This is a genomic window from Aldersonia sp. NBC_00410 (genome assembly GCF_026342035.1).
Classification (GTDB): Bacteria; Actinomycetota; Actinomycetes; order Mycobacteriales; family Mycobacteriaceae; genus Aldersonia.
Map to the genome: position 1 here is coordinate 380,155 of NZ_JAPENM010000005.1, position 20,916 is coordinate 401,070.

General features: G+C 67.6%; 15 protein-coding genes and 1 pseudogene. 11 read left to right on the forward strand and 5 right to left on the reverse strand.

Annotation, left to right across the window (positions count from 1 at the left end; genetic code table 11):
• Positions 1-3 precede the first annotated feature (3 nt).
• From recC to OG921_RS14620, 7 genes and pseudogenes are all read left to right on the forward strand, one after another.
• The gene (gene recC / locus OG921_RS14590; RefSeq protein ID WP_266113165.1) at positions 4-3,297 is read left to right on the forward strand and encodes an exodeoxyribonuclease V subunit gamma; all 3,294 of its coding nucleotides are present in this window, start codon (positions 4-6) and stop codon (positions 3,295-3,297) included.
• Complete coding sequence (locus tag OG921_RS14595) at positions 3,294-6,587, forward strand: UvrD-helicase domain-containing protein (protein WP_266113166.1); 3,294 nt, start codon at positions 3,294-3,296, stop codon at positions 6,585-6,587. Before recC ends, OG921_RS14595 begins: the two co-directional genes overlap by 4 nt.
• Complete coding sequence (recD, locus tag OG921_RS14600) at positions 6,584-8,470, forward strand: exodeoxyribonuclease V subunit alpha (protein WP_266113167.1); 1,887 nt, start codon at positions 6,584-6,586, stop codon at positions 8,468-8,470. Before OG921_RS14595 ends, recD begins: the two co-directional genes overlap by 4 nt.
• Before the next feature lie 183 nt (positions 8,471-8,653).
• Positions 8,654-9,145, forward strand: a pseudogene (locus tag OG921_RS26715) (DUF222 domain-containing protein); the annotation flags it as partial.
• A 28-nt stretch (positions 9,146-9,173) separates the two neighbouring features.
• Positions 9,174-10,265 carry an HNH endonuclease signature motif containing protein gene (locus tag OG921_RS14610; RefSeq protein WP_266113169.1) on the forward strand — a complete coding sequence of 364 codons (1,092 nt, stop codon included), beginning with the start codon at positions 9,174-9,176 and terminating at the stop codon, positions 10,263-10,265.
• Positions 10,266-10,514: 249 nt separating this feature from the next.
• Complete coding sequence (locus OG921_RS14615; protein WP_323182783.1) at positions 10,515-11,768, forward strand: alpha-hydroxy acid oxidase; 1,254 nt, start codon at positions 10,515-10,517, stop codon at positions 11,766-11,768.
• A 56-nt stretch (positions 11,769-11,824) separates the two neighbouring features.
• On the forward strand, positions 11,825-12,808 hold the full coding sequence (locus OG921_RS14620; RefSeq protein WP_266113170.1) for a magnesium transporter CorA family protein: 984 nt from the start codon (positions 11,825-11,827) through the stop codon (positions 12,806-12,808).
• Positions 12,809-12,815: 7 nt separating this feature from the next.
• Here OG921_RS14620 and OG921_RS14625 read toward each other — a convergent pair whose 3' ends face one another.
• The 3 genes from OG921_RS14625 to OG921_RS14635 all read right to left on the reverse strand — a co-directional run bounded on the left by OG921_RS14625 (position 12,816) and on the right by OG921_RS14635 (position 14,496).
• Positions 12,816-13,130 carry a hypothetical protein gene (locus OG921_RS14625; protein ID WP_266113171.1) on the reverse strand — a complete coding sequence of 105 codons (315 nt, stop codon included), beginning with the start codon at positions 13,128-13,130 and terminating at the stop codon, positions 12,816-12,818.
• A gap of 97 nt (positions 13,131-13,227) precedes the next feature.
• On the reverse strand, positions 13,228-13,722 hold the full coding sequence (locus OG921_RS14630) for a hypothetical protein (protein WP_266113172.1): 495 nt from the start codon (positions 13,720-13,722) through the stop codon (positions 13,228-13,230).
• Between the two features lie 84 nt (positions 13,723-13,806).
• The gene (locus OG921_RS14635; RefSeq protein WP_266113173.1) at positions 13,807-14,496 is read right to left on the reverse strand and encodes a TetR/AcrR family transcriptional regulator; all 690 of its coding nucleotides are present in this window, start codon (positions 14,494-14,496) and stop codon (positions 13,807-13,809) included.
• Positions 14,497-14,599: 103 nt separating this feature from the next.
• Here OG921_RS14635 and OG921_RS14640 point away from each other — a divergent pair, with 103 nt between their 5' ends.
• Entirely contained in the window at positions 14,600-16,024 is a 1,425-nt protein-coding gene (locus tag OG921_RS14640) for a cytochrome P450 (protein WP_266113174.1), read from the forward strand.
• Positions 16,025-16,047: 23 nt separating this feature from the next.
• Here OG921_RS14640 and OG921_RS14645 read toward each other — a convergent pair whose 3' ends face one another.
• Positions 16,048-17,058, reverse strand: coding sequence for a hypothetical protein (locus tag OG921_RS14645; protein ID WP_266113175.1), 1,011 nt, complete (start codon positions 17,056-17,058; stop codon positions 16,048-16,050).
• 57 nt (positions 17,059-17,115) lie between these two features.
• Between OG921_RS14645 and OG921_RS14650 the strand changes: the two genes are divergently transcribed.
• The 3 genes from OG921_RS14650 to OG921_RS14660 all read left to right on the forward strand — a co-directional run bounded on the left by OG921_RS14650 (position 17,116) and on the right by OG921_RS14660 (position 20,126).
• Complete coding sequence (locus OG921_RS14650; RefSeq protein WP_266113176.1) at positions 17,116-17,763, forward strand: TetR/AcrR family transcriptional regulator; 648 nt, start codon at positions 17,116-17,118, stop codon at positions 17,761-17,763.
• 138 nt (positions 17,764-17,901) lie between these two features.
• Positions 17,902-18,897, forward strand: a complete 996-nt coding sequence (locus OG921_RS14655; RefSeq protein WP_266113177.1) for a YihY/virulence factor BrkB family protein — start codon at positions 17,902-17,904, stop codon at positions 18,895-18,897.
• A gap of 101 nt (positions 18,898-18,998) precedes the next feature.
• A complete protein-coding gene (locus tag OG921_RS14660; protein WP_266113178.1) occupies positions 18,999-20,126 on the forward strand; it encodes an NDMA-dependent alcohol dehydrogenase in 1,128 nt (375 codons plus the stop codon).
• Here OG921_RS14660 and OG921_RS14665 read toward each other — a convergent pair.
• Positions 20,120-20,911 carry a putative protein N(5)-glutamine methyltransferase gene (locus OG921_RS14665; protein WP_266113179.1) on the reverse strand — a complete coding sequence of 264 codons (792 nt, stop codon included), beginning with the start codon at positions 20,909-20,911 and terminating at the stop codon, positions 20,120-20,122. The genes OG921_RS14660 and OG921_RS14665 overlap by 7 nt on opposite strands.
• Between the last annotated feature and the right edge of the window lie 5 nt (positions 20,912-20,916).

A 20,916-nucleotide genomic window follows, 5' to 3' on the forward strand; every position in this document is an offset into this window, starting at 1 on the left:
GCGTTGTTGAAGCTGCATCGTGCGCAGCGTTGCGACACGCTGGCGACCGCGCTCGCGGACCTGCTGGCGGAACCGCTCGCGGATCCGTTCGCCCGCGAGGTCATCGCCGTCCCGGCCAAGGGTGTCGAGCGCTGGCTCAACCAGCAGCTGTCGGCTCGACTCGGGGCGACCAACGGCGACGGGATCGCCGCGAACATAGATTTCCCCGCGCCGGCACGCCTTGTGGAGACGGCCGTCGCTCGTAGTCTTGGTCTCGACCCCGATGACGACCCGTGGTCGCCGTCGCGCACGGTGTGGGCGTTGCTCGCCGCGATCGACGATTCGCTGACCGAGCCGTGGTGTGCGGTGCTGGCCCGCCACCTCGGTACCGACGCCGCTCCGGACGGGCAGCGGCGGCGGGGTCGCCGGTACGCGACCGCACTGCAACTGGATCGGCTCTTTCGCAGCTACGCGGCCCAGCGGCCTGCGCTGATGCTCGACTGGGTACGCGGGGCCGACACCGACGGTGCGGGTGCGCCGTTGCCGGACGACCTGCGCTGGCAGGCGATGCTGTGGCGGGTATTGCGCGACCGCATCGGCGTGCCCAGCCCGGCGGAGCGGCTCGGCGACACGCGTGCGCGGCTGACCGCCGAGCCGGAACTGCTCGACCTGCCGACTCGGCTGTCGGTGTTCGGCGCGACCCGACTCACCACCGACCAACTCGAGGTGCTGGGTGCGCTCGGCGTACACCGCGACGTCCATCTCTGGGTCCCGCATCCGAGTCCGGCGATGTGGGATCGCCTGTCGCGGCTCACGATTCCGCGGCGTCGTCGCGATGACGACAGTGCGCTCGCGGTGAGCCATCCACTCCTCGCGAGTCTGGCCCGCGACGTGCGGGAACTGCAGTTCCGGTCGCGCGCCGCCGGGTTCGAGGATGTTGCGCACCCCGCGCCGCCCGCGCCGCAGACACTTCTCGGCCGGATCCAGGACGCGATCACCACCGACGACACCGTGCGCGCCACGACCGGGCCCGACTCGACAGTGCAGGTGCATGTCTGTCACGGACCGGCGCGGCAGGTCGAGGTGCTGCGCGAATGCCTGCTGCACCTGTTCGCCGACGATCCGACTCTGGAACCGCGCGATGTCATTGTGATGTGCCCAGACATCGAAACCTATGCACCGCTGATCCGGGCCAGCTTCGGGCAGGGTGTGCTGGTTCATCCCGCACACGGACTGCGGGTTCGGCTTGCCGATCGCGCGTTGCATCAAACCAACGATGTGCTGGCCGTGCTCGACGTGCTGTTCACCATCGCGGACGGGCGGATCACGGCGACCGAGGTGCTCGACCTCGCCGCGGCGACGCCGGTCCGCACCCGATTCGGTTTCAGCGACGACGATCTCGAGCGGCTGGCGCAGTGGACCGCCGAGTCCGGTGCCCGGTGGGGCCTGGCGATGATCCAGCGGTCCGCGTTCGGGCTCGGCGACTTTCCGCAGAACACCTTCCGTGCGGCGCTGGACCGGGTGCTGCTCGGGGCGACCGCGGATGAGACGGCAGGGGAGTGGCTCGGGCTCGCGCTCCCACTCGATGACGTCGACAGCAACGACATCGATCTGGCCGGGCGCTTCGCCGAGTACATCGATCGGCTCGACGTGACGGTGCGCAAGCTTTCCGCCACCCAATCGGCGCACGCCTGGCGGGAGGCGATCCGCTCTGGACTCGATCTGCTGACCGACGTCCCCGGCTCGCAGAGTTGGCAACGCGCCCAAACGAATCGGGAGATCGCCGAGGCGCTCGAGCAGGGCGGCGACACCGAGTTGCGGCTCGCCGACATGCGGGCACTGCTCGTCGGGCGGTTGTCCGGGCGACCCACCCGATCGAACTTCCGCACCGGCGAGCTGACGGTCTGCACGATGGTGCCGATGCGTTCGGTACCGCATCGCGTCGTGATCCTGCTCGGCCTCGACGACGAGGTGTACCCGCGGACCGGTGCGGTCGACGGCGACGACGTCCTGGCCCGGGATCCGATGCTCGGCGAGCGCGACCCGCGCAGCGAGGACCGCCAGTTGCTGCTCGATGCGATCATGTCCGCGGGTGAACGTCTGCTGCTGTTCTTCACCGGTGCCGACCCGGTGACCGGAAGCCCGCGCCCACCGGCCATCCCGCTCAGCGAGGTGATCGATGTTCTCGAACGGACCGTCGGTGCAACCCAACTCGGGGAGATAGTGCACCGGCACCCGCTGCAGCCGTTCGACCCACGCAACTTCCGCGCGCCGGAGCCGTTCAGCTTCGACCGCTCGGCCCTGGCCGGCGCCCAGGCCAGTATGCGCACGCCGATCCCGCTGCCGGAGTTTCTGCCGGCGCCGCTGCCCGCGCGCACACCCGCAGATGTGAACCTCGACGACCTGGTGAACTTCGTGGTGCACCCGACTCAGGGTTTCCTGCGGCAGCGGTTGGGGATTCGCATTCCCGACGTCGACGACGACATTCCCGACGCGCTCGCCATCGACCTCGGCGGCCTCGACAAATGGGACATCGGCGACCGCATGCTCACCGCCCGGCTGACCGGCGTGGAGCCCGGTGCGTTCCGCGACACCGAGTGGCGCCGAGGCACGCTGCCCCCGCGTCGGCTCGGTCGCGACGCCTACGACGACATCGAGCGGACCGTCGACATGCTCGCCGAGCTTTGCCTGCCGGTTCATGCCGGGGTACCCGAATCCCTGGATGTCGACGTCGATCTCGGCGGCGGGCGCCGCCTGAGTGGCACGGTCACCGGTGTGCACGGCACCGTGCTCGCGCGCAGTTCGTATTCTCGGCTTGCCGCCAAGCATCGGCTCCAGGCCTGGGTCCGACTGCTCGCACTCGCCGTTGCTCGCCCGGATTCGCAGTGGACCGCGGTGGTGACAGGGCGCGGAATGGGCAGGCGGGCAAAGCGATCCACCCTCGCCATCCCGCCGGACCCGGCGACCGAACTGCTGCGGCTGATCGAACTGCGCGACCGCGGACTGTGTGCGCCGTTGCCGATCGCGACGGGAGCATCGTCGGTATACGCGGACCGGCGTGCCGGCGGTGCCGATGTCGAGCTTGCCGAGGAAGCCGCGGCCCAGGAGTGGTACGACACGTTCGGTGACGCCAAGGACCGTCACCTGATCCACGTTTACGGGCCCGCGCCGCGGTTCGTCGATTTCGCCGCGGCGTCACCGGAGTCCGACGAGGCCGCGTGGTGGCCCGAGCGATCTCGATTCGGGGTGCTTGCGCGCCGGCTGTGGGAGCCGCTGCTCGCCTGCGAAACCCTCGCACAGGTGGAGACGCGCTCGTGATCCGGGCGACGCGCTTCGATATCGCCGGTCCGCTACCGGAGGGCACCACGGTGCTGGAGGCGAGCGCGGGAACGGGAAAGACCTACGCCATCGTCGCGCTCGCGGCCCGCTATGTGGCCGAGGGGATCGCGACGGTTCCGCAGCTGCTGTTGGTGACCTTCACCCGCGCTGCGACCCAGGAATTGCGCGAGCGAACCAGGGAGCGATTTGTCCGGACGGCAATCGAATTGGCTGATCCGGCGAAAGCACGGGCCAGTTCGGACTCGCTCGTCGCCCACCTCGCCGACGCCGACGACGACGAGGTTGCGCTGCGGCGCCGCCGACTCGTGCAAGCGCTGTCGGATTTCGACGCGGCGACGATCGCGACGACCCACAGCTTCTGTCAGCAGATGCTCGACGGTCTCGGCTTCGCCGGTGAACGCGAGCCGGAAGCGACGTTGGTCGAGTCGATCGGCGATCTCGTGACCCAGGTCGTCGATGACCTGTATCTGGCCCGCTATGCCAAGTCCGACGACCGTGCGATCGACCGGCGCGACGCGGGCGTCGTCGCGGCGGCAGCGGTAGCTGACCGGCAGGCAATGCTCGTGCCCGAAGGTGAACGCGAGGACTCTGCTGCCGCGCATCGCGTCGCGTTCGCCGCGGCCGCCCGCGCGGAAGTGCAGCGCCGCAAGCGGTCCGCGAACCTGCGCGACTACGAGGATCTGCTCTCCCTGTTGCACGACGTGCTCGCGGACCCGGAACACGGACCAGCAGCGCGCGATCGGGTCCGGGCCCGCTACCGGGTTGTGCTGGTCGACGAATTCCAGGACACCGACCCACTCCAGTGGGAAATTCTGCGGCTGGCGTTTCACGGGCACAGCGCGTTGGTCCTCGTCGGTGACCCGAAGCAGGCCATCTATGCGTTCCGCGGGGCCGAGGTGCTCAGCTATCTGCAAGCTGTCCGCGCCGCCGACAATCACCTGGAGCTGACCCAGAACTGGCGCAGCGACGGGCGTCTCGTGCAGGCCCTCGACCATCTCTACGGCAATGCGGCGCTCGGTCATCGGGACATCGTCGTGCACCCGATCGAGTCGGCGCTCGCTTCGTCGCGGATGGCGGGCGTGCCGCCGGTACGGCTGCGCTACCTGGGACGGGACGGTTATGGGGAGCTGACCGGTAGCGGGTTCCCGAAGGTGGATAATCTGCGGCCACGCATTATCGAGGACGTCGCCGCCGATATCGTCGCGCTGCTCGACAGCGCTGTCGAGTTGTCCCTCGACGAACCACATCCGGTGGGACCGGGCGATATCGCCGTCCTGGTGCCCACTCGCGCCCGCGCCGAGGAGATGCGCGCCGCGCTGGACCGGGTGGGCGTCGCCTCGGTGATGGCTAGTGGCACCAGCGTGTTCGCGACCGCCGGTGCCGGTGATTGGGTTCGGGTGCTCGAAGCACTCGAACAGCCACACCGCGCGGACCGGGTACGGCGGGCGGCACTGACATCCCTGCTGGGTTGGACGGCAACCGATCTCGACCGGCGCGGTGACGAACTGGTCGCCGAGGTCGGAACGCAACTGGTCGCGCTGGCCGATCTGTTCGTGCACGCGGGTTTCGCTGCACTGTTCGAACGGCTTGCGGCGCAATCGGGTCTGGAGGATCGACTGCTGTCGATCGAGTCCGGCGAGCGGGAACTGACCGATCTGCGTCATGTCGCACAGTTGCTCAACCGCATCGCGGTGGAGCGGTCCGCGGGGCTGGCCACGCTGTCGCGCTGGCTTGCCGACCGTGTCGCGGACCCGACCATCGAGAGTTCCTCGGACCGGATCAGGCGGCTCGACAGCGACGCCGAGGCCGTGCAGATCGCGACCGTGCACACCAGCAAGGGGCTGCAGTACCCGATCGTCTACCTGCCATTCGCCTGGGATCCGGCGAAGCCGTTCAAATTGGCGACGCTGCTCTTCCACGACGATGACGACCGTCGGGTCCTCGATGTCGGCGGTGACCGTGCCCGCGACCATCGCGACCGCCGCCTGCGGCACGACGAGGAGAATGCCGGCGAGGCGTTGCGGTTGCTCTATGTTGCGCTCACCCGCGCCATGTGCCAGGTGGTGATCTGGTGGGCACCGTCGTCGGGCACGGCGGCTTCGCCCCTGCACCGCATGATCTTCGGCCGCCCGCCGGGTAGCTCCGGAATCCCCGGGCGTGCTCAGGTGCCTGCCGATTCCGTCGTTGCCGCGGACCTGTCGAGTTGGGCGGCCGGTGCCTCCGGGCTGATTTCGGTCGAGCCCGTTCCCGACGAGGTCCGTCCCGCCCGGGTGTGGTCCCCGGCCGAGCCCGCCCCGGCCACGCTCGTTGCCGCCGCGTTCGATCGCGAACTCGATTTCGCGTGGCGTCGCACGTCCTACTCGGCACTGACCGCTGCCGCACACGAAACACCCGGCGTGAGCAGCGAAGCCGAATCGCCGGGGAAGACCGACGAGCCCGAGGACGAACCGATTGTCGCGGACGTCGGGGGCGGTGTCCCGTCCCCGATGAACGAGTTGCCGGGTGGCGCGGCGTTCGGAACGCTCGTGCACGAGGTGCTCGAACTGGTCGATCCGCAGGCGCCCGATCTGCCCGCCGAACTCGTTGCGCGGTGCCGGGAGGTGGTCGCCGCTCGCTTGGCCGAGGTCGATCCGGACGCGCTGGCCGTCGCGCTGCACCCGGTGCTGCGCACCCCGTTCGACTGGAGCGGTGGTGCGCGCGGCTCGTTGGCGGACATTGCGGCATCGGATCGGTTGCCCGAGCTGGACTTCGAGATTCCGTTGGCGGGTGGCGATGCGCCGCTGACGAATGCGGCGACGGTGCACGCGATCGCGGAGTTGCTGCGTGACCATCTGGGCTCCGACGATCCGATGGCGGCCTATGCCGACCGGCTCGACACGCTCGAACCGGTGCCGCTGCGTGGCTTCCTGACCGGCAGCATCGATGCGGTCCTGAGGGTGTCGGGACCACGTTTCCTCGTCGTCGACTACAAGACCAACCGGCTGGGCCTCGGGGATCTCACGGTCGAGCACTACACGCCCGATCGCATGGCCGAGGAGATGCTGCGTGCCCACTATCCGCTGCAGGCGTTGATCTACCTGGTCGCGCTGCACCGGTATCTGCGCTGGCGGATGCCCAGTTATCGCCCAGCGGAGCACCTCGGTGGGGCCAGGTATCTGTTCGTGCGCGGCATGGTCGGTCCGGACACCCCCGCCGGAGCGGGTGTGTTCGAATGGGACGTGCCTGCCGCGCTGGTGTGTTCCCTCTCCGACCTGTTGGCGGGATCATGACCGAGGCTCAACTCGCGCAGCGCGGCACCGGGGTGTTGCGCACGTTCAACGACGCGGGAGTGCTCGCCGCTGCCGATGTGCATGTGGCGTCTCGGTTGCGCGGGCTCTCGGGGGAGCGGTCCGAGGCGGTGCTGCTCGCTGTCGCGTTGGCGGTGCGCGCGGTTCGCGCTGGATCGGTGTGCCTGGACCTGAATCGGTTCGCCGACGTGTCCCTCGACGAAGATTCCGAGATCGATGTGACGACGCTGCCATGGCCCGATGTGGACGAGGTGATCGCGTCGCTGCGGCGCAGCCCATTGGTGATCGGTGCCGCCAATCCGGCCGACGGGACGCTGCGACCGCTGCGCCTGGTGGACACCGATGAGGGCGCGCTGCTCTACCTGGACCGCTACTTCCGGCAGGAGCAGACGATCCGCCGGATCCTCGACGACCGGGCAGGCTCCCATCCCGAGGTCGATCCGGTGCGGGTTGCGGCGGCGTTGGAGACGCTGTTCCGGGACGGAAACGATGACAGCAAGCCGGCTCCGGCGCCGGATCGGCAGCGGGTGGCGGCGGCGTTGGCGGCGGCGCACTGGACGACGATCATCGCGGGCGGTCCGGGAACCGGGAAAACCCATACGGTGGCACGGATTCTGGCGCTGTTGACCGAGCTGTCCGGGTCCCGGCTGCGCGTGGGACTGGCCGCGCCGACCGGTAAGGCGGCGGCGCGGCTGCAAGAGTCGGTTCGCGAGCAGGCGGGTGACCTGCATCTGCCGCCGGATCTGTCCGCGGCCACCTTGCATCGCATGCTCGGCTGGCAGCCGGGAAGCCGGACCCGGTTCCGCCACGACCAGGACAATCGACTGCCCTACGACGTTGTGGTGGTCGACGAGACCTCGATGGTGTCGTTGACGATGATGTGCCGCCTGCTCGAGGCCGTCCGCCCCGATGCCCGTCTGCTGCTCGTCGGCGACCCGGACCAGTTGACCTCCGTGGATGCCGGCGCGGTACTGGCCGACCTGGTGGGACGGCCGATTCGGGCGCTGCCGAACGCGGTTGCCGACGAACTGGTGCGCGCGGATCTCGACGGCGGGGACGATCCGCAGGAGGCGGCACTGGGACGGCGGGAACGGGATCGGTTGCGCGGCGGCATCGTTCGCCTCAGCCGCGGTCGTCGGTTCCGTGGTGCGATCGCCGATCTCGCGGTGGCGGTGCGGGACGGCAACGCGGATCGGGCGATCGAGGTGCTGCAGAGTGGTGCGGACGAGGTGTCGTTGCATCCGGCCGACGATGTGGCGGATCTTCGTCGGGATCTGGTGGATACCGCGAAACTGGTGACCGATGCCGCCGAGGACGGGGATGCCGGCGAGGCACTGCTCGCGCTCGAGCAGCATCGGCTGCTGTGTGCACACCGGCACGGCCCGCACGGCGTCGACCAGTGGGCGCGGCGAGCCACGGAATGGATCGCTACCGATTCGGGGCGCGGACCCACGCCCGGACGCTGGTTCCCCGGTCAGCCGCTGTTGGTGACCACGAACGACCACGAGCTGCGAATCTACAACGGCGACACCGGAGTTATCGTCCGGCGCGCAGACGGCGAACTTACTGCTGCGTTCGCACGGGGCAAGGACGTGGTGCACGTTCATCCGACGCGGCTGCCCGCAGCGCAGACCGTCTACGCAATGACGATCCATCGCAGCCAGGGCAGTCAGTACGACACGGTGTCCGTGCTGCTGCCGCCGGAATCGTCGTCGCTGCTCACCCGAGAGCTGCTCTACACGGCAATTACCCGGGCGCGCAGGCATGTTCGGGTGATCGGAACCCCCGAAGCGGTGCGCTTCGCCGTCGGTCGGCAGGTGCTACGAGCCAGCGGGCTGCGGCGCACGATTCGCGCGGTGAGTTAGTTCGAGCAGATTCGTTGGCGTGTGCGGTGTATCGAAACCTTGTGGGGCAGTGTCCTATTAGCTAGGATAGAACACATGTTCGGGTCTGTAGCTGTCGCTTCGCGGGAGCTGATCGATGTCCCGGATGCGCGGCTGGCTGTGCTCGATGAGTGCCGGCGGCAGGCGAATGCGGCGACGGCGCGGATGGTGCACGCGGCCGCGGAGTTGGTGGACGAGCGGTTGAGTGCCGCGGCGACGTGCGAGGGTGCGGACGCGTTCGCCGAATCGTGTTCGGCGCTCGCGGAAGTCGCGGTCGCGCTGGGCTGTTCGCATGCCTCGGCGAACGCGATGGTGGATACCGCGCAGTTCCTGTACTTCCGGGCACCGCGCATCGATGCGGTGTTCCGCGCCGGGGACCTGGATTACGCGAAGGCCCGCACCATCGCGGCGGTGCTGGGCGACGCGTGCGACGCGACGGTCACCGCGGTGGAGGGCGAAGTCCTTGCCGCGGCAACGCGGTTGACACCGGGTCCGCTGCGCGCGGCGGTGTGGCGGGCGTGGATGGCGATCGCACCGGACGAGGCGGCGGAGGTGCGTGCGGGCAAGCGTCGATTCGAGCGCAAGGTGTATGTGCGCCGCGGGGACAACGGACTGTCCTGGCTCTCGGCCTGCCTGACCGATCTGGAGGGTGCTGAGGCGGCGGCGTTGATCGAGGAGCTGGCCGGTGGTGTGTGCCCGGGTGATCCGCGCAGCATGGACAAATCGGCGCGCGGATGCGCTGCTGGCGTTGCTGCACGGGGAAGCGGTGCTGAGATGCCAATGCGGCACGGATGCCTGCCCCCGGGCCGGACTGTCCACCGGCCCGCGGCGAGGGCATCTGCTGCAGATCCTGGTCGATATCGAGACCCTGCTCGGACTCGCGCGCAATCCGGGGACGCTCCCGGATGGGTCGCCGCTGGATCCGGAGTTGGTGCGGACCCTGGCCGAGGACGCGACCTGGCAGGCAATCCTGACCGAGATGAGCGGGCTCGCCGACACATTGCGCGGCAGTCCCGAGTTGCAGCCCGATCCCGATCCCGATCACACGGTCGTGCATTTCCTCGCTCGCGGACGCAAACACCGGCAGGGATTACCGCCGAAGCATGCGCCGCATCCCGTCCTGCCTGCCCCGATCGGCATCGGTGCGCGCCTGGACGGGATCGCGCGCTCGATGCGCGATCGACCGGTGCCGGTACCGGATGGGCATGGCGGCCAATCGGTTCCCCCACCGGGAGCACTGACCTATCGGCCCTCGACAGCCACGGCAGATCTGGTGCGTGCGGCGTTTCCGACGTGCACGTTCCCGGGTTGCACGGTGTCGTCGCGGCGTTGCGAAGTCGATCACCAAGTCCCGTTCGACCACGACAACCCGGCGCGGGGTGGATGGACGATCGCGGGCAATCTGCAGCCGCTGTGTAAACGTCATCATCAACTCAAGACCCGGCGTTGGTGGTCGTGCACGAATCTCGGGGGCGGAGCTGTGCTCTGGCGCAGCCACAGCGGACTAGCCAGGATCACCGCGCCGGTAACCGGGGCCGTCGCGGGCCTCCCGGTCGAGCAGCCCGCCACGCCGGTGCAGACTCCGGTGCCGGAATCGTTCGCCGACGAACTCCCCGACAATGAAGCCCTCGACCTGCTCTATGAACCCACCTGGTGGGAACAGCACCTGCCCGACGCCTACGCGCCGCCACCGCACGCCACCGAACTCCGCGAGCGCTGGCGTGAACACCGAGCCGTCACCCGGCGGCGATACGAACTCGCCCAGCCGCCCTTCTGATCGTGTCGCCCGAGTGCGATGATGGTGCGATGAAGCGGCTGCTTCGCCAGGCTGTTTATTGCCCTCGCGGCGCTCACCGCGTGCGGAAGCCGCTTCCACCCCCGTCGCATGCGGTCGACAACGTGCTGATCCAGGCCCGGGCGCAAAGCCTGGTGACGGTGATCTGGACGCATTGCGAGACTTGGTCCTGCCGACCGACCCGCCGAAACATCACCCACCGCAACCAGCTTCCGTAGGAGGGGCACGATCGTGAAGAGGCAGCTACCGAAGGTGCACGATCTCGCGCCGCTGATGAAGTTCAAGAAGCCGGAACTGGACCGCAAGAAGCACCGGCTCGCGTCCGCCCTCACCATCGAGGACCTGCGCCGGATCGCCAAGCGGCGCACCCCGAAGGCGGCGTTCGACTACACGGACGGATCCGCCGAAGCCGAGCTGTCGATCGAGCGAGCCCGACAGGCGTTCCGCGACATCGAGTTCCATCCCGCGATTCTGCGTGACGTTTCCAAAGTGACTACCGGCAGGCAGGTGCTCGGCGCTCCAGTGTCGCTGCCGTTCGGCATTGCGCCCACCGGCTTCACCCGAATGATGCAGACCGAGGGTGAGATCGCCGGCGCGCATGCCGCCGCGAAGGCAGGCATCCCGTTCTCGCTGTCCACCATGGGCACCGCCTCGATCGAGGATGTGAAGGCGGCGAACCCGCACGGCCGCAACTGGTTTCAGTTGTACATGTGGAAAGACCGAGACAGGTCGATGCAGTTGGTCAGCCGGGCGGCAGCGGCCGGGTACGACGCGTTGCTGGTCACCGTCGACGTGCCGGTCGCGGGAGCGCGGCTGCGCGACAAGCGCAATGGCATGACCATTCCGCCCGCGCTCACGCTGCGTACCGTGCTGGATGCCGCGCCACGTCCGCAGTGGTGGATCGACTTCCTCACCACCGAACCGCTCGCGTTCGCGTCGCTGGACCGATGGTCGGGCACCGTGGCGGAACTGCTCGATTCGATGTTCGATCCGACCGTGACGTTCGAGGATCTGGCCTGGATCAAGTCGCAATGGCCGGGCAAGCTCGTGGTCAAAGGCATCCAGAGGGTCGAGGACGCGCGCGCGGTGACCGATCTCGGTGCCGACGGGATCGTGCTGTCCAACCACGGTGGACGCCAGCTCGACCGCGCTCCCGTGCCGTTCCACCTATTGCCCGAGGTGGTCAAGGAGGTCGGGGCGGACACCGAGGTCCTGTTGGACACCGGGATCATGTCCGGCGCCGACATCGTGGCGGCCGTCGCATTGGGTGCGCGCTTCACCCTGGTCGGCCGGGCCTACCTGTACGGGTTGATGGCAGGTGGGGAGGCCGGGGTGAACCGCGCGATCGAGATCCTCGCCGAGCAGGTCGAGCGAACCATGCGCCTGCTCGGCGTCACCGCGCTCGACGAGTTGACTCCGCAACACGTTACCCAGCTCGTACGGCTGGTCCCGCGGCCGCGGCCGGCCGGCCGGCCGAGCACGTGATCTATCAGCCCACGATGATGCCCCGGGAGTCGACAGCAGCGCGATAGGAGACCGACATGGAGGTCCGATTCGTTTCGCCGGGCGGGGTCGAATTGTGCGATCCCGTGGAACTACCCGCGCTGCTCGCCCGAGAAGACGGCCTGGTCTGGGTTGACATCGCGACCTGGGACGAGGCGACCGAGCAGACGCTCTCGGCGCTGTTCGCGTTCCATCCGCTCGCGTTGCGGGACTGCGCGATCCGCAACCGCGTACCCAAGGTGCATCGCTACGGCGACCACATCTTTCTGGTTCTGCATGCGCCGGAGCCGGGTGCGGGTGGCCACGTGCACTACGTCGAACTCGACCAGTTCATCGGCGATCGGTACCTGGTCACGGTGCACGGCCCGCTCAATCCTGCGGTCGATCCGGCGGCAGCAATGACCGAGGTGAACACCGTGCTCGGCCGGTTGGCGAGTGGAAAGCTGAAGCCGAACAAGGCATTCGAGCTATCTCACGCGCTGGTCGGCGCTATCGCCGCCCGATTGCGCGGGTACGCCGCCGAGCTGACGGCGGACGTCTGGTCGCTCGAGCAGCGCGTCACCGGCGATCACATGGGTGACCCCGAGCAGTTTCTCGACGAGATGTTCCGGGCCCGCCACGGACTGCTGACGGTGAGCACGATGTCGTCGCTGAGCCGCGAGGTGTACGGACGCATGGTCACCATCGAGGCCTTCGGCCCGGGCAACGGTCAGTTCCTGCTGCAGGACGCGGTCGACCAGTTTCAGCACCTGACGGTGATGGCGGAGAGTCAGAAGGCCTACCTGCAGGGCACGATCGAGTTCTACCAGGCGCGCACGAACACGAAGATGACCGTGGCCGCCGAACGGCTCGCCGTGATCGCCGCCGTCACGCTGCCGATCACCGCGTTGTCGTCGGTGCTCGGTATGAACCTCATCGTCAACGAGGACACGCACTGGCTGCTGCTCGCCCTCACCCTGGCCGTGATGATCGCGATGTCGACGACCCTGCTGGTGTGGGCGAAACGCAAGGGCTGGTTCTGATCCGCGATCACCTCCGGTCGGTTCGCGTGATCGCGACCGCGGGAAACCATTGCTGCGCATCGAGATAGCCGGATCCATTGCCGGTGGGTATCCGCACGTGGATCAGGCCCAGCCAGTCGCCACGAGTGGTTCTGGCCCAGGCATGCAGAGTGGCGGGCACCATCATGTCCAGCCGCAGTCCTTCGCCCCGCACCCGCAAGGCGACCCCCGCGGCGAGCGGGGAACGCGCGATCCCCGCGGACAGGTCGACGATCACGGGGGCGGGCGGTTCGACGACTCGGCGCACCGGCGGCTCGAAGTGGATGGGCCAGGATTCGAACAAGGCATGGCCCTCCGTGCTGTCAATGCGTCATCCGCCGCCGCGTTGCGATGGTGTAGCCACCGTAGCAGGATTCGAACATAGTTTCGAATCAAATGTGTCAGTTTCCCGCCCGCCGCGCCGTGTCCCCGCGCTCGATCGCGGTCTCAACCTCATCGAGCGCCGTCCGGATCAGATTCCCGTACGCATCGTCTCCGAGCGTCTCGCTACTGCCGCGGGCAGCGGCGATGTGTTCTGTTGCAGCGGTGAAGGATCCGAGCCGGCGCAGATTGTCGGCCAGATTCAGGTGCAGTGACGGGTAGAAGCCGGTCACCGACAGTCCGGCATGGTGGCGCTGCGCCCGTTCGTCGGTGAGGGCGTCCGCGGCATCGAGTGCGCGGGTGTCCCACATCAGCGATTGTGCCGCGTCGTCGAACATGTCGGCCAGGTAGTGGGCGAGCGTGCAACGGTGCAGGGGATCGCCGGCCGGCGTGATCTCCGCCCAGATCGACAGCAGCGCCCGACGCGCGCCGGCTCCATCGCCGTGATGAAACATGCTCATAGCGTCGGTGATTCGAGCCATCACCGGATCGGCGGTACCGGCAGGTGTGGTCATCGATGTCTCCTCGGTCCGGCCCGGATGGTCCCCGGGGCGCACAGCGTAGCCGCGGTCACCGACAGGCCGAGAAACCTGCGGCCATCAGCCTGCGGGGGTGTCCAGCCGATCGCCCACGCGGTTCGCCATCTCGGGCAGCCGATCGAGCATGGTCAGGGTGAACTCGACGCACGTTTGCACGAGTTCGTCTCGATTCATGTCGAGCCCGCCGTCGAGCCACACGAGTACGACCTCGGCGACACCGCCGGTGAGTAGCTGGGCGAATGCCTGTAACACCGCCTCGCCTTTCGCCGAACCCGTCGGCGAGTCCGGCAGCTCGACGAACTGTTCGGTTTGCTGGCGGACGACCTGGGCGATGGTGCGCATGGCGGTGAAACGACGCCGCATCAGCGTCTCGCTGCCGTGCGCCTCGGCGAAGGCGACCCGGGCGCGACGCGGATCTTCGGTCAATTCGACGATGATCGTGCCGATACCCGCGGTGAGTCTGGAGTGTGGGTCCTGGTCGGCGGACGCGACGGCATCGAGGGCGCGCCCGAGCGCGGATTCGACGATTTCGTCGTGGACCGCGGCGGCGAGCGTGTCGAGGTCATCGAAGCTCTCGTAGAAGAACCGCGGGCCGACCTTGGCCTGTTCGCATACGCCGCGCACGGTGGTCGCGGCCCAGCCCTGGGTCGCGATGATGTCCATTCCCGCATCGAGCAGGCGGCGCCGACGCTGCTCGCGGCGCTGTTCGGCCGACACGCCGCGGTAGGTGCCCGTTCCCGCAGGTCTCACGCTTACGAGTCTTGCACACCCAAATTCAGGAAACGAACGTATGCGGAAACGTTTGTTTCCGGTATGTTGTGCGTCACGTGCTTCGCGGGAAAGGACATCATCGATGACCTCGTCACTGCTCGAGCTCGTTCAACGCGGCGTGGGGGCCGCGTCCGAACGGATCCCCTCCAAGGTGAAACCGCTGGCCACACCTCCGCCGGGGAGTGGTCTGAAGCCGGTGATGGGGGATTTCGGGCTACCGCTGGTCGGGCACACGCTCGAGACGCTGTCGGGTGACGGCATGAGCTTCGCAAAGGAACGGTACGAGCGCTACGGCGAGGTCAGCTGGGTCGGTTCACTCGGCACCCGAATGGTCAGCGCGATCGGACCGGATGCCATCGAGGCAATCCTGCTCAACCGCGACAAGGCCTGGGGCAACGAGGGCTTCTACAGCTACCTGATCGGCGCCTTCTTCAACCGTGGCGTGATGCTGATGGATTTCGGTGAGCACCTGCAGCACCGCCGGATCATGCAGTCGGCGTTCACCCGCCCCCGGCTGGCCGGATACCTGGAAGCGATGAATCCGCGCATCGCCCAGGACCTGGACAAGTGGCAGCCCGGTGACAACTTTCCGATCTACGATGCTGCAAAGCAATTGACGCTCGACGTCGCCGCCGAGGTCTTCGTCGGTGACACCAATGCCGACCATGCCGCCCTGAGCAAGGCGTTCGTCGACGCCGTCAAGGGTGGTCAAGCGATCATCCGGGCCGATGTGCCTGGCGGAATCTGGCGGCTTGGCCTGCGTGGCCGACGCCTGCTGGAAGACTATTTCCGTTCCCAGATTCCGGGCAAGCGTGCGAATCCGGGCGACGATCTGTTCAGCGTCCTGTGCCAGGCCGAGAGCGAGGAGGGTGACGTCTACACCGACGAGGACATCGTCAACCACATGATCTTCGTGCTGATGGCGGCGCACGACACCAGCACGATCACTATTGCGATGATGGCCTACTACCTCGGTCGACATCCCGAGTGGCAGGAGCGGATTCGCGCCGAGTCGGTCGCGCTCGGCAAGGATATGATCGGCTACGAGGATCTGGACAACCTGCCTGCCCTGGACTGGGCGATGCGCGAGACGCTCCGGATCCACGCCCCGGTGGGCACGCTGTTCCGCGAGGCGGTCAAGGACACCGAGTTGCTCGGCCACTACATTCCTGCCGGAACCCGGCTCGCGGCAAGCATTTTCGCCTTTCAGCGGATGGAGCCGTGGTGGTCCGATCCGCTGACCTTCGATCCGGAACGATTCGCACCCGAGCGCCGCGAGGACAAGAGTCATCGTTACGCGTGGACGCCGTTCGGCGGCGGCGCACACAAATGCATCGGCATGTACTTCGGTGAAATGGAAGTCAAGGCGGTGCTGCACCAGATGGTGCAGCGCTACAGCTGGACGGTGCCCGCGGGCTACCACCCGCCCCTGCGCTACGGCACCGGCCCGATGCCGTCCGACGGACTTCCGGTACAGCTGCGCGCGCTCGCTCGCGTCAACGCCTGAATGCGCTCGCTCGCTCGCTCGCGTCAACGCCTGAATCCGAGTTCGTCGAAAGACGGCACCGCCTGCCCGCGCCGGGCAGCTTCCGCGGCGAGTCGATGCTGGAGCTCCCGTCGAAGCGTGAGCATATTCAGCATGCGCCGCACCGGATTGCGTGGCACGTTGACCTCGTTCAGGGTTCGCTCAACGGTGAACGCCACGTCATCGCCAGTGCGTTCGCAGCGTCCGGTCAGCGTGATGTTCTCCTGGCTGTCGAACACCGAGCCGTGCGTATGGAGGGTCAGACAACCCGGTCCGTCGGTGATCTCGACACCGGCGGGCGGTCGAACGACGAATCCCGTCTCGGTCCGCTCGGCCGCACGCACGCGCAGTGGCAACGGCCAGCCATCGGCGGTGGTCGTCGTCAGTACGGGCATGCCAAGGCGGTCGATCGCCTCGTGCGTACGATCGCGCCAGTCCGGGGCGGGGCGATTGCTCCATGACCCCGCACCTCGGCCCGCGGGCTCCGGATCCGACTGCGGTGCAACGGTATCGGCGCCGGTAGTCCATATCCGAGGTTCGTGGTCGAGATTTCCGTCCGGCCAGCACAGCACGCGAACGGGCGTCACCTCGATCCAGACCCGCGCCCAGTAGAACATCATGCGGCGCATCATGAAGTCCGGGACGGACTTCATCGTGCCCGGAAACCGGTCATAGGACGCCTGTAGGTAGCGGGCACTGTTCGCGCGCAGATCGGCGTCGCGCACCGTGGCCAGCCCTTGCACCACGAACGTGGCCGGTGCGTCGAGTCCCGAACCGACCGGATTCGAAAAGCTCAGGGCAACTTTGGGATTGCGTCGCGCACGTTCGGCCTTGAGGGGGTAGGTGATGCCGGTCGACACGTCGATGGTGCGGTCGTCGACGCCCCGGTAAGGGGTCACCGGCCAGGTGACCGGAGCGCCGTCGCGGCGCAGCGACGCATACTCCGTGGTGATGTGGGCCGACGCCTGCTCGAGAATCCGCGTCCAGTCGAGCCGGGGTGGGTGAATGACGGTCATGGCGTCCTCCGGATGAGATATTTGATAAAGCCAGCCACATTGAATAGAGTCAACTATATGGAAAATACGCCGGGCCCGTCAAGACCCGGATCGAAGCGCGCCTACGACGGGAGCCGCCGCCGGGCGAGCGCACAGGAGCGGCACCGGCGCATCGTCGAATCCGGTGCCCGACTGTTCGTCGAGTACGGCTTCGGCGCCACGTCGATCAACCAGATCGCAGCGGATGCCGACGTTTCCCCGCAGACCGTCTACGCCGCATTCGGTTCCAAGGCGGCGGTGCTTGCCCGCGCCGTAGACGTGGCGGTCGCAGGCGACTACGACGATGTGCCGATGGCCGACCGGCCACAGCCCTGGTTCGACGCCGAGCCGACCGAGGTGTTCGGTATCGCGGCGAGCCTGTCGCTCGAATCGAATACCCGCGTCGGTCCGCTGTTGCGGGTGGTCGAGAGTGCCGCGTCGACCGACCCCGCACTCGAAGAACTGCGGTTGCGGCTGATCCGGGCGCTGCGCTCGGACTGCGCCGGCTGGCTGCGCCGGCTGCCTCCCGGTCTGCTCCGGGCCGACATCGACGTGGACGAGGCCGCCGATGCCATCGCGTGGTTCGCGGGAGCGAGCACCTACATGACCTTCGTCGCGGACATGGGCTGGTCGCCGCAGCGGTACGAGCGATGGCTGGCCGATTCCTACCGGCGGCTGCTCGGCTGAGGCGGCAACGGCAGCCCGACACGTACGCCTCGTTATTGACCTGTAACTGCGCGAACGCCATGTCGTACCCGACACTGGGCACTCGAGGTCTATCCAATTGTGCTGCATAACTGATGCGGGTCTGGAGAGGCAGGCGGCATGGCCGACCGGTTGGATCGGATGCAGCGACGCAGGCGCCCGGTCGGCTTCGTGCTGGCGGTGGCGTACAAGTACTTCGACGACCAGGGCGGCTACCTCGCCGCGCTGATCACCTACTACGGGTTCGTCTCGCTGTTCCCGCTTTTGCTACTCCTCACCACCGTCACCGGGATCGTGCTCGACGATCATCCCGACCTCCAGCAGCAGCTGTTGGATTCGGCGCTGAGCCAGTTCCCGGTCATCGGTGATCAACTCGATCAACCGCGCGAACTCAGCGGCGGTCCGGCCGCAATCACGATCGGTGTGCTGTTGGCGCTCTACGGCGGTCTCGGTGTCGGCCTTGCCGTGCAGAACGCGTCGAATGTGGCCTGGGCTGTGCCGCGCAACGAACGCCCCGACCCGATCCGGTCGCGGCTGCGCAGCATCCGGCTGCTACTCACCGTCGGCCTCGGTCTGTTCGGCATCGCGGCGATCACGAATATCAGCGCTGCAGTGGCCGAATACGGTCGGTGGACGTCCATCGTGGTGACGCTGGCATCGCTGCTGCTCGATTTCGGCATCTTCGTCATCGCTCTCCGGATCTCGGTGGCGCGCTCGGTCAGCTTCACCGACGTTGCCTTCGGCGCCGCGGTCGCGGCCGTCGGGTGGCAGGCGTTGCAGCAGTTCGGCTTCATCTTCGTCACCAACGTTGTGCAACGCGCGAGCACCACCAACGGCGTGTTCGCGGTCGTGCTCGGTTTGCTCGCATTCATCTACCTGTCCGCGGTGCTGGTGGTGATCAGCATCGAAATCAACACGGTCCGGGTGAAACGGCTGTATCCGCGTTCGCTGCTCACGCCGTTCACCGACGACGTCGACCTGACCGCCGGCGACCGGCGGGTCTACCGCGGTGCGGCGCAAGCGCAGCGGAACAAGAGTTTCCAACAGGTCGACGTGACCTTCGATCGAGACGGGGAACGCACGCAAACCACCGCAGACAAGGAAGACCCCGGCTGATTCCTACCGCGAACGAACACATTTCACTAGAGTCCCGGACAGAGAGAGTTCGGTCAGAAAACTCTCTGCGCCAGATGTTCCCCATCGGAGTAGGAGCCGGCATGAAAACCAAGGGTGCGGTCATTCTCGGCCCAGGCAAGGACTGGGAAATCGTTGAACTGGACCTGGCGGACCCGGTCGCCGGCGAGGTGCAGGTGCAGCTCGCCGCGAGCGGGCTGTGTCATTCCGACGAGCATCTGCGTACCGGCGCCACCCCGCTGCCGTCCTATCCCGCGCTCGGCGGCCACGAAGGCGCAGGCGTCATCACCAAGGTCGGTCCCGGCGTCACCGGACTGGCCGAGGGCGATCACGTCGTACTCGCCTTCATTCCTGCCTGCGGCACGTGCCGGCCCTGCTCGAAGGGCTTGCAGAATCTGTGCGATATGGGCGCGAATCTTCTTACCGGACAGGCAATCTCGGACGGTGGATACCGTGTGACACTGGACGGCGACCCCGTCCTGCCGATGTGCCTGCTCGGTACATTCGCCCCCTACGTCACGGTGAACCAGGCCTCGGTGATCAAGATCGAGAACGATATTCCGCTGGACAAGGCTGCTTTGCTCGGTTGCGGTGTCTCGACCGGGTGGGGATCGGCGACGGCGATCGGCAACACACGCGTGGGGGACACCGTCGTTGTGGTCGGCGTCGGCGGCGTCGGCATCAATGCGGTCCAGGGCGCCGCGAGCGCGGGGGCCCGGTTCGTGGTGGCGGTCGATCCGGTGAAGTTCAAGCGCGACAAGGCGATCGAATTCGGCGCAACGCACACCTTCGCGTCGATGGAAGAGGCCCTGGAGCCGGTGATGGAGCTGACCTGGGGACAGATGGCCGACGTCACCGTGGTCACCGTCGGTGAGATCAACGGCCAGATGATTCAGCCGGCCGTCTCGATGACCGGCAAGGGTGGCCAGGTTGTCGTGACCGGCATGGGCAGCGCGCTCGATGTCGATGTCACGCTCAGCCTGTTCGAGCTGACCCTGCTGCAAAAGCGCGTGCAGGGCGCGCTCTTCGGTGGGGTGAGCCCGCGCACCCAGATTCCGGCGCTGCTCAATCTGTACCGCAGCGGTCAGCTCAAGCTCGACGAACTGGTGACCAAGACCTACAAGCTCGACGAGGTCAACCAGGGCTACGCGGACATGCTGTCCGGCAAGAATCTGCGCGGCGTCATCATCTACGGCGACGCCGACTACTGATCCCGGTCCGACACGCCGACCACGATCGTCGCCGACAGCTCCTCGTCGGCGACGATCCGTGGCCGTAATCCACCGCGTCGAAACGCATCTGCGGCGCCGTCGATCTGGCGCGCACCGATCTCGATGAGCAGGCTTCCACCGGGCCGCAGCCACATCGCTGCGCCCGCGGCCACCCGCCGCAAAATCGAGAGCCCGTCCGGTCCGCCGTCCAGAGCGCGGCGCGGTTCGTGTGCGCGCGCCTCGGCGGGCATCATCGCGATCTCGGCGCTCGGCACGTAGGGCACATTCGCCACGACGACGTCGACGCGGGTCCGCAACGACGGCGGAAGCGCCTCGTACAGGTCGCCGGTATGCACGACGGCGTCCGTACCGTCGAGGTTGCGGCGCGCGAACGCCACCGCGCCGGCGTCGATATCGGCGGCGTGCAAATCGACCGCGGGGGCCGATGCCAGGATCGCTGCCCCGATCGCACCCGAACCGCAGCAGAGGTCCACGACGATCGGGCGAACATCGGCGGCGGGTGTACCCAGCGCGCCGAGGGCCTCCCGAACCAGCAGCTCGCTGCGCCTGCGCGGCACGAACGCCGGCGGCCCTACGACGACGCGTACGCCGCCGAAATCGACCCAGCCGACGACATACTCGAGCGGTTCGCCGGTGGTCCGCCGTTCGACCATGGCGTCGAGGTCGGCCTGCGACGCCGCGGTCGAGATCAGCACCTCGGCCTCAGCTTCGGCGAACACGCAGCCCGCAGCCCGCAATTGCGCGACGACGTCGGCGCGCTCCACGATCG

Bases quoted from the DNA above. Each gene is read 5' to 3' on its own strand.
- OG921_RS14655 (WP_266113177.1), top strand. From the start codon at position 17,902: ATGGCCGACCGGTTGGATCGGATGCAGCGACGCAGGCGCCCGGTCGGC.
- OG921_RS14620 (WP_266113170.1), top strand. From the start codon at position 11,825: ATGGAGGTCCGATTCGTTTCGCCGGGCGGGGTCGAATTGTGCGATCCC.
- OG921_RS14660 (WP_266113178.1), top strand. From the start codon at position 18,999: ATGAAAACCAAGGGTGCGGTCATTCTCGGCCCAGGCAAGGACTGGGAA.
- OG921_RS14650 (WP_266113176.1), top strand. From the start codon at position 17,116: ATGGAAAATACGCCGGGCCCGTCAAGACCCGGATCGAAGCGCGCCTAC.
- OG921_RS14640 (WP_266113174.1), top strand. From the start codon at position 14,600: ATGACCTCGTCACTGCTCGAGCTCGTTCAACGCGGCGTGGGGGCCGCG.
- OG921_RS14645 (WP_266113175.1), bottom strand. From the start codon at position 17,058: ATGACCGTCATTCACCCACCCCGGCTCGACTGGACGCGGATTCTCGAG.
- recD (WP_266113167.1), top strand. From the start codon at position 6,584: ATGACCGAGGCTCAACTCGCGCAGCGCGGCACCGGGGTGTTGCGCACG.
- OG921_RS14630 (WP_266113172.1), bottom strand. From the start codon at position 13,722: ATGACCACACCTGCCGGTACCGCCGATCCGGTGATGGCTCGAATCACC.